Source organism: Wolbachia endosymbiont (group A) of Cydia strobilella, from assembly GCF_964026745.1.
GTDB classification, from domain to species: domain Bacteria; phylum Pseudomonadota; class Alphaproteobacteria; order Rickettsiales; family Anaplasmataceae; genus Wolbachia; species Wolbachia pipientis.
In genome coordinates, this window is sequence record NZ_OZ034694.1 from 694,044 (window position 1) to 707,309 (window position 13,266).

Genomic DNA, 13,266 nt, shown 5'->3' on the forward strand with positions numbered 1-13,266 from the left:
GGAAGGCTTTTTCTGTTTTAGGGAATATAAAATAAGCGTAGAAAAATATGAACTAGGTGTATAATTCACAGTGTAGTGGTGTCTCACTAATCCAATTATTTTTCTCCCGATCTAGCCTATCATCTAATATAGCCTGCCTTATTGATGCCATTAACTTATTCATAAAGAAAATATTATGAATGGTAACGAGCGTGTAAGCCAGGAGCTCTTTAGCTTTCAGTAAATGGTGTATATAAGCTCTTGAATGTTTTCTGCAGGTAAAGCATAAACAGTCACTTTCAATTGGGTTGTTGTCCAGCTCAAATCGTTGATTCCGCAAATTAATATGCTCTTTGCACTTTGAAGAAATAGAATTTCTGTTTTTTACTTTAACAAGTGCGCCACCATGCCTTGCTAAGCGGGTTGGATGCACGCAATCAAACGTGTCAATTCCAAGCTCTACTCCGCGAAAGATGTCCACAATTCCACCAATACCAAGCAAATGAGTAGGCCTGTCTTTTTTCAGGTGGTCCATAGTGAAAGAAACTACATCATGCATCTGCTCTTTACTTTGACCAAGTGATCCACCTATTGCTTGACCAAAAAATGGCAAATCGTTGATAAAATCACAACTTTCTCTACGTAAATCTTGATACACTCCGCCTTGACTAATTCCATACAGTGCCTGCTTGCCATTATTGTTTTTTTCAAATTCATTTAAAGAACGTTCAGCCCATCTGTGGCTCATGAGCATTGATTTTGCTGTGTATTCTTTGCTTACGTGAAATGGAGTGCATTCATCTAAAACTAGGATTAAATCTGCACCTAATTTCTGTTGAATTTGTACAGATTTTTCAGGAGTTAAGCAATAAATTTTACCATTAATGTAAGAACGAAAAATTGCCCCATCCTCATTAATTTTGATCAAAGTTTTTTGTTTTTTTCTTATTCCTTTTATCTCTTCCGAAACTGATCCGTGGCCTAAGCTAAATATCTGATATCCACCTGAGTCAGTTAGCATTGGCCCATTCCATCCTATCATCTTGCGCAAACCACCAAGTTTTGCAACAGTATTCTCTCCTGGTTGAAGCATTAGGTGATAGGTGTTGGAAAGTATGATTTGGGTACCAGCTTCACTTATTCTTTCAATATCTGCAGCTTTAATTGCAGCTTTTGTTGCGCAGAATATAAAAGCGGGGGTTTCTACGCTTCCATTTGGAGTTTTAATTGTTCCAACTCTTGCAGAACCTGATTGCTTGATTCTCTTGAATGAAAATTCTTCTTTCATCTATTTGCCTGAAAGTTCTGTTATGATGTTTTCTACTTTCTCAGGAGTAAGATTTTCATAGAAGTCATTATTGATCTGCACAACGGGAGCATTAACGCATGCACCTAGGCATTCAACTTCTTTTAAAGTGAACAAATTATCTTTAGTAGTCTCACCGATATTGATTCCAAGTTTTTTTTTAAAGGTATTTAAAACTTCTTCACTATTGCACAACCAGCAAGGAGTTGTTCTACAAATTTGTATTAGATATTTGCCTACTGGTTTTAAATTATACATGGTGTAAAAATTTGCCACTTCATATACACGAATATGTGGAATATGCAGCATATCAGCAACATAACGCATAGCAGATTCAGAAACCCATCCGCATTGCTCTTGAACCAGATATAGTAAAGGCATAACAGCACTACCTTCTCTACCTTTGGGATACATCTCTATAAACTTTCCCGCTTTCTTGAGGTTTTCTGATGTAAAACTAAACTGCTCTTCTTTTTCTATCATTCATGAGACTCGTGTAAACTTTAACAGATTATACCTGTAGAACCAATGATTGCAATTGTTGGTTTTTTGAGAAATAGCATAAAGCTTCTTAGCCCTCTTCAAGCTTATATTTACCTTTTAGTATAAAATATTATATTAATTTTTTAATTTTAGTTAAAATTTTCATTGACATTAACACACAGGAGTAATCATAATAGCATTTTATTAATATTTTAAATAAAATTATGTCTATATTAAGAAGATTGCTCGGATCAACTCAAATACACCGGAAATTAAAGAAGCGATAGGTTTTAATCCAACAAACGTAGAATTAATTGAGGGGAATGGAGTTGCTTACGGACTCAGCTATCAAGATAATGGTAATGGGAGCAGTAAAGTAAAATTACTTATTAGTCCATTATATCAATCAAAAACATACGAATGTGGTACAAATATCAGCGTAGCAAATGAATTCAAAGATCAATTATCTCTCACATTAATAGAAGATTCAGCTGAAATAGATAAAGTTGGAGTTATCTTTCCTGAAGAAGGAATTAGCGAAGAAGGAGAAAAATGCGTTAAAGGCTTATCTTTTAACACTTACGGAATTAAACAATCAGTTAATACTCCTTCAGTTGAACATTTAGATAAAAGAAAATTACAAAAGAATATTGATAATAATAGTCTTGCAAATGTGGGCAATAGTTACTTTCAACCAAGAGCAGTGAAAGTTGGTAATGGTGACGTAATTGTAATCGCCCATAACTTAAAGGATCAAACTTTAGTTTCTTGGTACTTAAAGTCAAGCGAGAGCGGAAAATTTAAGGTATTGACTGGAGAAAAAGGTGTTACAGAAAGAAAATTGTTCAATTTTGATAATCAGGGGCAATTGGCATTAAATGGAAACACGATGCTTTATTCGCAAGTGAGCAAAAGGATTACTAAGGAAAATCAAGAGGTGAGAAAAACACGTATTTTTAAATTTGATATGGCTAAAGTGATTCAGGGTCTGAAGGATGGAGTTAATGGCTTTTTACTTGGTAATCGAAAAGGTCAAATAGATAATAAAGCACTATCTCTTTCTAGAGAACATGAAATAAGCTTTTTGCAGTATGTTGAACAAACGGAAGGAAATGATCTAGTTGCTTTTCTTGAAAATGACCAATCAGCTAATGAGCAGAGGTTACATATAGCAACTCTACTTAAAAATGGATCAGTGTCAGATTTTCCTATCTATCAATTTACAGATCCTATAGAGCAATTATATATTAAAGGCAACGGTCAGGGTGGTTTTATCGTAACTGCGGTAAGTGGAGAAAATATTGTAACTTTTAATCAAAACGGCTCTGGAAAATCTTCTGAAGCAACAATAATACCGGCAAATAGCATCAAAACTCTCAGTGATTTTGTTAATATCATTAACGGTCGATTAACGCCAGATATTATTTCTAGTAGTACCGTGGCTCCTATAACTGTTGCAGAAACGGTTGTGACTTCTAAGAAGACGCCGACTGCTGCAATTACTAGCACAGCAGAAACCGACGCTGTGAAGACTACTAAATTGACAACGGAAGCCGTTGCACCTACTTCTACAATAAGTAAACCTTCAACGGAGTCAACGACAGTAGCAAAAACAACTACTACTTCACAAGCGACCACGGTTGCTACAACGTCAACTAGTGTGCCGATAGTAACTTCAGGGACTGAGACAAGTACTGTAAAACCTACAGCAGCGACTGGTGCGTCGACTTCTACGATGAGTAAACCTTCAACAGAGTCAACGACTCAAACAAGTACAGTAACAGTGAAGCCAACAACAGAAGCCGTTGCACCTACTTCTACAACGAATAAACCTTCAACAGAGTCAACGACTCAAACAAGCACAGTAACAGTGGAACCAACTGCGCCAACAACAAGCTCAGAGAAAACTACACAAACAGTATTTAGTATACCAAGTACTAGAACAAAAGAGTCAACAACTCCTATATTCACCACGACTTTACTTCCTCAGTCTACTTCTTCACCACAACCTACTCAACTTGCTATAGGGTCTAATAAGGCAGGAATGATAGGGGGATCTTTGGTTGGAGCAATAGGTATTGTTGGAATTATAGGATTCATAGCATATAGATATGTTAAGGGTCGTAATGCTGCTCCTGTATTAGAACTAACTGATTTGGGTTATAGAAGGCGATCATCTTCAAGTAGCGATGAAGAAATTTTTACCACTGGTAACAGAATGCGAACTATATATCAATCTGAAACAGTGCTAAATAGTATATCAGTAGAAAGTAGTAGTCGATCAAGAAGTAGCTCATCGTCTTCAAGCGGTGGACCAGGCTCTTGACTAACTGAAGCGGAGTCTAAAAGTGAAAAAAGCTTATCTTGGGATAGTGATGATGTGCCGGAATATCACCTTTAGCTATTTGTCTAAATGTTTTTAATATGTAGACTGTTAGGAAATTGTCTTTTGCTTTTGTGATTTTCATGTTAAAGTATAATTCCTAGGTGAAATAAGTAGCTGCTGTTGTGTGATAAACATAGCAGAGGAAAGTCCGGGCTCCAAGGAAAAATAGTGACGGGTAATGCCCGCCGGAGGTAACTCCAGTTATAGGGCTACAGAAAATTACCGCCTAAAATATTTTTAGGTAAGGGTGAAAAGGTGTGGTAAGAGCACACCATGGCAATGGCAACATTGGTAGTCGAGTAACCAACACTAGGAGCAAGATTAAATAGAAGTAGATTTTATGTTTTCCTCATATCTACTCGGGTAAATCGCATGCGGTAAATGGTAACATTTACTCCAGATAAATAGCTACATAAACAGAACTCGGCTTATATTTCACCTAGGCGTTCACATGATACGTGCGATATAAGCCATGCTATATTTAAATGTGTAGGCATTTCATGCGTTGTCCTTCACTTGTTCTGCTTGATAGCCATCACTACTTTCGCCTACATTAACATTAGAATATTCATCATCATCAATATACTCTTTCAGAACATACCCTCTGCCCCAAACGGTTTCTATGTGGCTTTTTCCATCATTTGCACTTTCAAGTTTCTTACGTAATTTGCACATAAAAACATCAACTATCTTGTTATCTGAAGGTTCATCCAAGCCATTGTAAAGATGATTTAAGAACATTTCTTTTGTTAGTACTGTTCCTTTACGCAGTGCTAGCAATTCTATCATAGAATACTCTTTATTAGTAAGGTGAACCGTTTTACCTTTCACCTCAACAACCCTGTGATCAAAATTGATATTTATATTACCAATCTTTATCACCGATTCAGGATGGCCTTTAGTACGACGCACTATGGCCTTAATTCGAGCTAATAACTCGCTTTTATGAAATGGCTTGGTTAAGTAATCATCGGCACCATACCCGAGTCCTTTAGCTTTGTGATTGACAGCGGATATGCATGAAAGTATTAAGACAGGAACTTTGATTTTTGCACTTCTTAGTCTTAACAATATATCATATCCGTCAATATCACCAGGTAAGTGTATATCTAAAATAACTAGGTCATAGTAATCTCCGTTTGAGGAAACCATATTATTGTTATAATCTTGTGCAGAAGTAACAACGTCACAGAAGTGTCCATCAGAAGTTAAGGCGTTAACTACAGTCTTTGCACTTACTTGATCATCTTCAATTAATAATATACGCATATTTTACACCCCATAAATAATTTATAATTTTAGTAATATATATAACTAAGGAAAGTAATAAATCAAATTTTTATTAACAAATGATCAAAATTACACTTATTAATTAATAGTAAATATATTGTTCCAAAGTTATATAAATAGATCTAAAATATAATAGACATACCATGATAGTAATAATATTTTTAGTAAATATTGAATTAAAGTTACTATTATTAAAAGAATACTTCGGTTAATAAATATTTAACTATTCTATATGTCTGTGTTATATTTTTAATTTACTTATCCTACTATTTTAAAGTATAAGTAATATTTTCAGGAATATTGTGTGGCAATATCAATTTTAGGTGCTGGTGCATGGGGTACAGCAATCGCAATTTCATTAGGTAGTAAGAAAGATGTGATTTTGTGGACTCACAATGAAACTACATTTGAATCAATCAACGGGAAAAGAGAAAGTGACAAGCTACCCGGTTGTCGAATTTCTGATAATGTGTCAGTAAAATTGGCTATTGAAGACATAATTAATGCTTCAGTAACAATCCTCGCTGTTCCCACTCAGTCTCTGAGGAAGGTATGTCAGCAATTGCATAATTGTAATCTGAAAAAAGATGTAGCAATAATTTTAGCTTGTAAGGGAATAGAAAAGTCTACATTAAAATTACCTAGTGAAATAGTAAATGAAATTTTACCTAACAATCCTATTGCTATTTTTTCAGGTCCTAGCTTTGCTGTAGAAGTTGCAAGAAAATTACCCTATTCAATGGTTCTTGCATGCCAAAATAACACATTAGGTTCAAAGCTAGTATCAGAGCTGCAACAAGAAAATGTTAAATTGGAGTTTAGTAACGACATTATAGGAGTACAGATTTGTGCAGCGTTAAAGAACGTTTTTGCTATAGCGTGTGGGATTGTTCTAGGTAGTAAACTTGGGTTTAATGCTCATGCAGCATTGATTACGAAAAGTATGAGCGAAATTAAGGCTTTATACTCAGCAAAAATTGGTGACGGTAGTGTGGATATAAATACACTACTTGGGCCAGCATGTCTGGGTGACCTAATTATGACATGCACATCCTTGAATTCAAGAAACTTATCTTTTGGGTTTAAAATAGGTAATAGTGACAATGGCTTTAATGTTCAGCAGATTTTGTCAGAAGGCAAGTCAGTGATTGAAGGTTTTAGCACTGCTGAGTCCATATTTAATTTAGCAGGAAAGCTAAAGATAAAAATGCCTATATGTGAAGCGGTCTATAGATTATTGTATGAAAGCGCCTCTATAGAGGATACTCTTTCTGTTCTTATAAGTTAATTTTGTATTTGGATATATTGTGAAATTTTTATATAAATTAATATCAACGTGGTGGCTGTCTGGAACAGTAAAAAAAATGCCAGGTACTGTGGGTAGTTTGGCTTCTTTTCCGCTTGTTCCTGTAATCCTGAGCAACAAAATTTTAGGTGCAGCAATTATTTCTTTTTTATTCTTAATTGGATTATGGTCTACAGGTAATTATATAAAACATTACAAGACTTCATGTGATCCAAAAGAGGTAGTAATTGACGAAGTGGTTGGTCAATTGCTGACGATACTTTTAGTTTCGATATTGTTAAGCCAAGAGATGAATTGTTCTTCATTGTTGTTGTGCTTTTTTTCTTTTAGGTTTTTTGATATAATAAAAACGTGGCCTATAAATTTAATCGATAAAAATACCAAAGGTCCTTTAGGTATTATGCTAGATGACGTTATAGCTGCAATTTTAGCCTGTGTTCTTATAGGAGCCTTTTATTGTTTATTGTTGGTGTATGCAGGATAAAAAAATTTATTATTCAAGCTTAATTGTTCAAAATCTAAAGGATTATATACTGTACACAGCGAATTTATCTGAGTGGGAAGTACACGATGAATTTGATAACATCATATTTACAATAAATGGTACCAGGGAGTCATTATTTAATTTTGTGTTCTGTGGAGATCAATGTACCGAGCTTTCTATACAAAAAACTCTAGATTATCTCAGAACAAGAGATATAGAAGCAACATGGGTAATAAATTCACATATGAAAATAAGAGATATTTTAGAAAAGTGTGAAATAAAACACGTTAGCACACCAAAAAAAGCTTTACTTAATATGAAAAATTACTTTTTACCTGCTGATGTTATTCCAAACTTGAGGTTAAATGCTGTGAATGGTAGCAACCTCTTAGAACAGTTAGATCTACACACTTCTAAAATTTTTTATCATGGCGTTGGAATTGTCAGCACATTTTTTCGCGGATTATCAAATTATGATGATAAGAACTCAAGATTAAGATTTTTTCTTGTAACACTAAATAATGAAATTATTGGGACATGCGGTCTTTATGTTCAAGATAGCGTAGCTGGTTTTTATAGTGATGGAGTTTTACCAATTTACAGGAATCGTGGAATAGGTACCCAAATGGTTTTAGAAAGAATAAAGATAGCTAAACAGCTTGAATGCAAATATATAGTAGCACATTGTATGAAATCTTCTGTGAACCTTTATAAGAGATTGGGCTTTCAAATGTTAGGCAATCTTTACTTATATACCTCTTCAGCATAATTCTGAGCGGTTACAAATTTTTACATTTGTTTTAAAAGTGCTATGTTTTTTTTGTATGAAGTGGTTTTAATATTGATTCTAATATTATTCTTTCTCTCTTATTCTAAATTAAAAATTAGTAATAAGATTAAGAACTTACAGCATCAAAATGTTATCATAAATAATTTAATTGATACTGTGAATGATGGGTTTTATATTTGGGATGCAAAAAAACGTATAGAAAAGTTCTCTCCCAATTTACTAATTTTGCTTAATACTGTTTTTTACTCATTTAATGAGTTTGTGAATTTTTTTGAGCAATCAGAAAGCTTAATCAAAAATTTTGTTGAGGCAAAGGAAATAAATAAATCTTTTACTCTAGATTTAAAGTCAAAAGACAGTGAGGTTTATTGCATATGTTACGGTAGAAGCATAATAGATGATTCTAACAATGTGATAGGTGTGCTGTTATGGATAAGGAATGTCTCAGACTGTAAGATAAAGGCTAACGGACTTGAGTTAGAAAATAGTAAGCTTACACAGGAAGTGGAGAGCTATAAAAACGTTTTCAACTCTTTACCATTTCCAATACTAAGATATAACAAGAGTAGAAAGGTGGAATTTTATAACTTGTTTTATGATAAATATGTAGATGGTTCTAAGAAATTTGCTATTACCGGTAGCGCTCATAGCACAAAACCAGGAAGACATGTCATAACTTATAAGAACGAACCTAAGGTTTTCGATTTTGTTAAAATTCCAATACAAGGTTCTGGTAGCATAGTAATGTATGGGAAAGATGTTAGTGATGCAGAGAAATTATATACTGAATTAAACAGTTATTTAGCTACACAGAAAAATTTGCTTGAGAGGTTACCGGTTGCTATAGTAATATATAGTAAGAATCAAAAGCTAAAATTTTATAATAATGCTTTTATAAAAACCTTTCAATTTGACCCAAAATTTTTGGCATCTTACCCAACTTATCACGAAGTTATGCTTTACCTCTTCGAATCTAAAAAGCTTTTAGAAAAAGAGGATTTTCAAACTATTAGTAACCAAAGACATGAGTTGTTCAAAAAATTATTTGAATCGTACGATGATACGATGCACTTCACAAACGGAAAAGCGTTCAGGGTATTAACAATACCCTACGCTTCGGAAGGTTTGCTGTTCTCTTACGAAGAATGCAAAAGATAATACTTAAACTCCTTCTCTCTCTACCATGAGCTGTTTTACTTTCGCTATTGCTCTTGCTGGATTAAGTCCTTTAGGACAAGTTTTTGTGCAATTCATTATTGTATGACAACGATACAACTTGAATGGGTCGTTTAAAACATCAAGTCTTTCACCTGTCTTATTATCACGGCTGTCAGCAATCCATCTGTAAGCTTGTAATAGTATTGCTGGTCCTAAAAATTTATCACTATTCCACCAGTAGCTTGGGCAACCAGTCGAACAGCAAGCACATAATATACAGTCGGACAAGCCATCTAATTTTTTTCTATCTTCAGAAGATTGAGAGTATTCTTTATTTGGTAGGGCAGGCTTATCTGCTTGTAACCAAGGTTTAATTGATTTGTATTGCTCATAAAATTGGCTCAAATCCGAGACTAGGTCCTTTATTACATACATGTGAGGTAATGGATATATTTTTACGTCACCTTTTATATCATGTATAGATCTAGTACATGCAAGAGTATTGGTTCCGTCAATATTCATGGCACAAGATCCACATATGCCTTCTCTACAAGAACGTCTGAAAGTTAAAGTCGAATCTATTTCATCCTTTATTTTTATTAATGCATCAAGTACCATAGGGCCACAACTATCCATATCAATAAAAAATGTGTCTATTCTAGGGTTTTTCTCGTCATCAGCAGACCAACGGTAAATTTGAAATCTTCTGATGTTTTTTGCTCTAGCAGGAATAGGATAAATTTTGCCCTTTTGATTAATTTTAGAATTCTTTGGCAAAGAAAACTGAACCATATCACTTACCTTTTATTGTTTATAGCTAAAACCCTTTGTAGATAACATATTTTATTATCATCTACTATATTTTTATTAAATTCCTTTTAAATCGCACACATATTGTAGCCAAGCGAAGCTAAAATCTCTCTTTCTAGATTTTTCATTATAATTTCTTCATCTTTTTTTTGGTGATCATAACCAAGTAAATGCAGTAATCCATGCACTAACATGTGTGCAATGTGAGCAAGAATGGGTATATAATACTCATGCGATTCTCTTTTTATTGTGTCTATTGAAATTGCTATGTCTCCTAAATCGCACTCATTAGACAATTGTTCATACGGAAATGATAGTACGTTAGTTGGCTTATCCATTTCTCTAAATTTTAAATTAAGTTGATGTAGCAAGTCATCATCAGCCAGAGCTATTGATATATTTGGTTTATAGTGGTCTATTTTTAATTCTTTTAGAGAAGCATTGATGACACCTAATACAAAATTTTTAGGATTTTCTATAATGCTGCACCATTTCTTGTCAAGAATATTTACTTCTAACATGAGTGACACATCAGTAAGGGTGTCATGCAAATAGCTGACACTGGAATCCAAAAAAGAAGAGTTATAGACCCTTGTGTCATGTACACAACTGTACGAATATTGTACACTAGAAGGATGTCATCCCAGTGTCTAGGCACTGGGATCCAGGAATTTTGATTAGACATCAAGTTAGTGAATATAAAAGTAGCTAATCTTATATTAAAACACAACGGCTTTAATGTGGTTGCATTAAGGCTGGATTCCAGTGTCAAGCACTGGAATGACACCTTTGTGTTTGATGCAAAATCGGCTATAACGTTTAATGCACTGCCTTCGAGACAAATATTCATACAGCTGTGCGTTGTGTGCTGAGATGACATCATTTAGGAACTGAAATGACAGGTATTACACATCACTCATCCTTATTATTTCATTCCATTCAATTTCCGAAACTGGGGCAATTGATAAACGTGGTTGTTTTAATATAGTCATATTTTTCAAAAGTGGGTTTTGTTTTATATTATTTAACGTTACTTGGTTATTTAAAGGTTTCAAAAACTTTACATTCACTAATCCGAACTTGGGATCATTAACATGATAATACTCTTTAAATACTTCAACGATTCCAAGTATTGCTTTCTCTTTACCTGTATGATAAAAAAACGCAAGATCGCTTGCTTTCATAATTTTCATGTAATTTTGAGCTTGATAATTGCGCACACCATCCCACTCAACTACCTGCTCCTTTTCCATTTTTTGCCATGAGTATTCACTTGGCTCTGACTTAAGTAGCCAAAATTGCATTATTTTTTTCTTCTTAAGTAAGCTGGTATATCATAGATATTGCTGCCCCACTTAGCTCCTTCGCTTACCTGTTCAGCTGGTTTTGTTTCCAGTGTTTTGTCTTGTGTACTTTCACTTTGACTATATGGCCACTTAAATTTCTCTTTCTCTGAGTCTTCGCTCTGACTTATAGGTGAAGTTTCTGATTTATTATTGCGACCATCAATGCCAGTTGCAAGAACAGAAACTCTAACTCTTCCCTCCATCGCTTGATCAAAAGTAGCACCAAATATTATATTTGCATTTTCATCTACTTCTTCACGCACTCTATTGGCTGCAGCATCAACTTCAAACAGAGTCATATCTCCGCCACCAGTAATGTTAATTAATATTCCTTGCGCACCTTTCATTGATACATTATCAAGCAATGGATTAGATATTGCAGCCTCTGCAGCACTAATTGCTCTATCTTCTCCTTCTGCCTCTCCGGTGCCGATCATCGCTTTGCCCATCTCGCTCATTACTGTTTCTATATCAGCGAAGTCAAGATTGATAAGCCCTGGCATGACCATCAAGTCAGTTACTCCTCTGATGCCAATGTGCAGAACATTATCAGCAAGTTTAAATGCATCAGAAAATGTAGTTTTTTCATTTGCAATTCTAAATAAATTCTGATTTGGAATGACAATAAGTGTATCCACGTATTTTTGCAGTTCTTCAAGTCCAAGCTCTGCAATGCGCATACGGCGCACACCTTCAAAACCGAACGGTTTAGTTACAACTCCAACAGTCAATATCTTTTTTTCTTTTGGCGCTCTATCCTTAACTGCGGCTCTTGCTTCTCTGGCTGCTTTTGCAATTACCGGTGCTGCACCGGTTCCAGTACCACCGCCCATTCCTGCTGTGATGAAAAGCATATGACTATCTTTTATATGCTCCATAATCTCATCAATTGACTCTTCTGCTGCACCTTTGCCAACATCAGGCAAAGCACCAGCACCAAGCCCCTTAGTTAAATTAATGCCAAGCTGAATTTTTTTATCACATAACGACTTTTCTAGTGCTTGAGCATCGGTATTTGCGACAACAAAATTCACTCCTTGCAAATTAGATTGGATCATGTTATTCACAGCATTTCCACCAGCACCACCCACTCCCACAACGGTAATCCTTGGGTGTAATATAGGCAACTCCGGCAGACTAAGATCAATAGACATTTAAATTACTCAAATTTAGCGAATTCACTTGATAATAAGTTACCGCTTTTTTAATAATATGCAAATACTTTTCACTTCTATAGGCGTAAATAGTAAACGGGATTTACTTATTCTTAACATTTATACTAATAAGTGCCGTTAATTATAATAACTAGATTCTTAGATGACATCACTTAACCGATGCAAAAAATAGAAAACGTTTATAAAAAGGGACAGAAACCTATCCCTTTTTATTTTGTTGAAGATTATTATATTGTCTGATCTTTCCCTTTCAATGCTTCAACTGCAACATCTTTTAATTTTGAGGCAACTTGATATGTTCCATAAACAGCAGCAACTGCAGCAATTGCCATTATGGCACCCGCAACTATCTGATCAGCAACACCTGTTCCGATAAATCCAGGTAATGAAGCAGCTATTGCTTGATTTGTTCCAACAAAGTAACTGGCAGTCTTAGCAAGAAACCCAGAAGCTTCTGCTGCACTAACAAAGCCTGCTTTCATATGCATTGCTGTAAAGACAACACTTGCAACTGCAAGCGGAAATAATGCTGTTCTCCCTTTATTATGCATAGCGTACTGACCAGCTCCACCAGCAGCACCAGGAATTCCCCAGTATTTTTCAGCTTGTATATATCCTTCTGAAATAGCATGAAAAATGCCATCCTCTTTTCTATACTCATAATTTGTTAATGCCATAACTCTACTCCTTAAATAGAATGTTAAAATTTCATTAAGGAAGCATATAGTAAAAAAAATTGCCTGTCAAGTAAAC

14 protein-coding genes and 1 other RNA gene are annotated in these 13,266 nt (G+C 34.7%); 6 read left to right on the forward strand and 9 right to left on the reverse strand.

All coding sequences use genetic code 11. From position 1 onward, the window contains the following. Positions 1-52: 52 nt before the first annotated feature. Both tgt and nuoE read right to left on the reverse strand, forming a co-directional pair. Positions 53-1,267 carry a tRNA guanosine(34) transglycosylase Tgt gene (tgt, locus tag AAGD76_RS03405; protein ID WP_010082445.1) on the reverse strand — a complete coding sequence of 405 codons (1,215 nt, stop codon included), beginning with the start codon at positions 1,265-1,267 and terminating at the stop codon, positions 53-55. After that, a complete protein-coding gene (nuoE, locus tag AAGD76_RS03410) occupies positions 1,268-1,768 on the reverse strand; it encodes an NADH-quinone oxidoreductase subunit NuoE (protein ID WP_010962799.1) in 501 nt (166 codons plus the stop codon). Between the two features lie 673 nt (positions 1,769-2,441). On the opposite strand from nuoE, the gene AAGD76_RS03415 reads away from it, so the two are divergent. Both AAGD76_RS03415 and rnpB read left to right on the forward strand, forming a co-directional pair. Further along, the gene (locus AAGD76_RS03415) at positions 2,442-4,094 is read left to right on the forward strand and encodes a hypothetical protein (protein WP_246165608.1); all 1,653 of its coding nucleotides are present in this window, start codon (positions 2,442-2,444) and stop codon (positions 4,092-4,094) included. Positions 4,095-4,251: 157 nt separating this feature from the next. Next, positions 4,252-4,601: RNase P RNA component class A (rnpB, locus tag AAGD76_RS03420), an RNA gene on the forward strand. 51 nt (positions 4,602-4,652) lie between these two features. On the opposite strand, the gene AAGD76_RS03425 is transcribed toward rnpB, so the two are convergent. Continuing rightward, the gene (locus AAGD76_RS03425; RefSeq protein ID WP_010962797.1) at positions 4,653-5,423 is read right to left on the reverse strand and encodes a response regulator transcription factor; all 771 of its coding nucleotides are present in this window, start codon (positions 5,421-5,423) and stop codon (positions 4,653-4,655) included. A gap of 325 nt (positions 5,424-5,748) precedes the next feature. Here AAGD76_RS03425 and AAGD76_RS03430 point away from each other — a divergent pair, with 325 nt between their 5' ends. The 4 genes from AAGD76_RS03430 to AAGD76_RS03445 are packed head-to-tail and all read left to right on the forward strand — an operon-like array spanning position 5,749 to position 9,182. Then, positions 5,749-6,732: an NAD(P)H-dependent glycerol-3-phosphate dehydrogenase gene (locus tag AAGD76_RS03430; RefSeq protein ID WP_010962796.1), complete on the forward strand. Its 984-nt coding sequence runs from the start codon at positions 5,749-5,751 to the stop codon at positions 6,730-6,732. A 19-nt stretch (positions 6,733-6,751) separates the two neighbouring features. Next, positions 6,752-7,234: a phosphatidylglycerophosphatase A gene (locus tag AAGD76_RS03435; RefSeq protein ID WP_006279290.1), complete on the forward strand. Its 483-nt coding sequence runs from the start codon at positions 6,752-6,754 to the stop codon at positions 7,232-7,234. Then, positions 7,224-8,003, forward strand: coding sequence for a GNAT family N-acetyltransferase (locus tag AAGD76_RS03440; RefSeq protein WP_006280097.1), 780 nt, complete (start codon positions 7,224-7,226; stop codon positions 8,001-8,003). Before AAGD76_RS03435 ends, AAGD76_RS03440 begins: the two co-directional genes overlap by 11 nt. 42 nt (positions 8,004-8,045) lie before the next feature. Continuing rightward, a complete protein-coding gene (locus AAGD76_RS03445; protein ID WP_010962793.1) occupies positions 8,046-9,182 on the forward strand; it encodes a hypothetical protein in 1,137 nt (378 codons plus the stop codon). A 3-nt stretch (positions 9,183-9,185) separates the two neighbouring features. Here the strand turns inward: AAGD76_RS03445 and AAGD76_RS03450 are convergent, their stop codons facing one another. The 6 genes from AAGD76_RS03450 to AAGD76_RS03475 all read right to left on the reverse strand — a co-directional run bounded on the left by AAGD76_RS03450 (position 9,186) and on the right by AAGD76_RS03475 (position 13,190). Continuing rightward, positions 9,186-9,974, reverse strand: coding sequence for a succinate dehydrogenase iron-sulfur subunit (locus AAGD76_RS03450; protein WP_010082472.1), 789 nt, complete (start codon positions 9,972-9,974; stop codon positions 9,186-9,188). Positions 9,975-10,060: 86 nt separating this feature from the next. Then, entirely contained in the window at positions 10,061-10,513 is a 453-nt protein-coding gene (gene ybeY, locus AAGD76_RS03455) for an rRNA maturation RNase YbeY (RefSeq protein WP_010082473.1), read from the reverse strand. Then, positions 10,507-10,842: a WPE palindromic element domain-containing protein gene (locus AAGD76_RS03460; RefSeq protein WP_173862870.1), complete on the reverse strand. Its 336-nt coding sequence runs from the start codon at positions 10,840-10,842 to the stop codon at positions 10,507-10,509. The genes ybeY and AAGD76_RS03460 overlap by 7 nt, the downstream gene beginning before the upstream one ends. Positions 10,843-10,897: 55 nt before the next feature. Then, positions 10,898-11,296 (reverse strand): EVE domain-containing protein, encoded by a 399-nt coding sequence (locus AAGD76_RS03465; protein ID WP_007549395.1) that lies wholly within the window; start codon positions 11,294-11,296, stop codon positions 10,898-10,900. Continuing rightward, complete coding sequence (ftsZ, locus tag AAGD76_RS03470; protein WP_010962790.1) at positions 11,296-12,492, reverse strand: cell division protein FtsZ; 1,197 nt, start codon at positions 12,490-12,492, stop codon at positions 11,296-11,298. Before ftsZ ends, AAGD76_RS03465 begins: the two co-directional genes overlap by 1 nt. 248 nt (positions 12,493-12,740) lie before the next feature. After that, positions 12,741-13,190 (reverse strand): hypothetical protein, encoded by a 450-nt coding sequence (locus AAGD76_RS03475; RefSeq protein ID WP_341820368.1) that lies wholly within the window; start codon positions 13,188-13,190, stop codon positions 12,741-12,743. Positions 13,191-13,266: the final 76 nt, after the last annotated feature.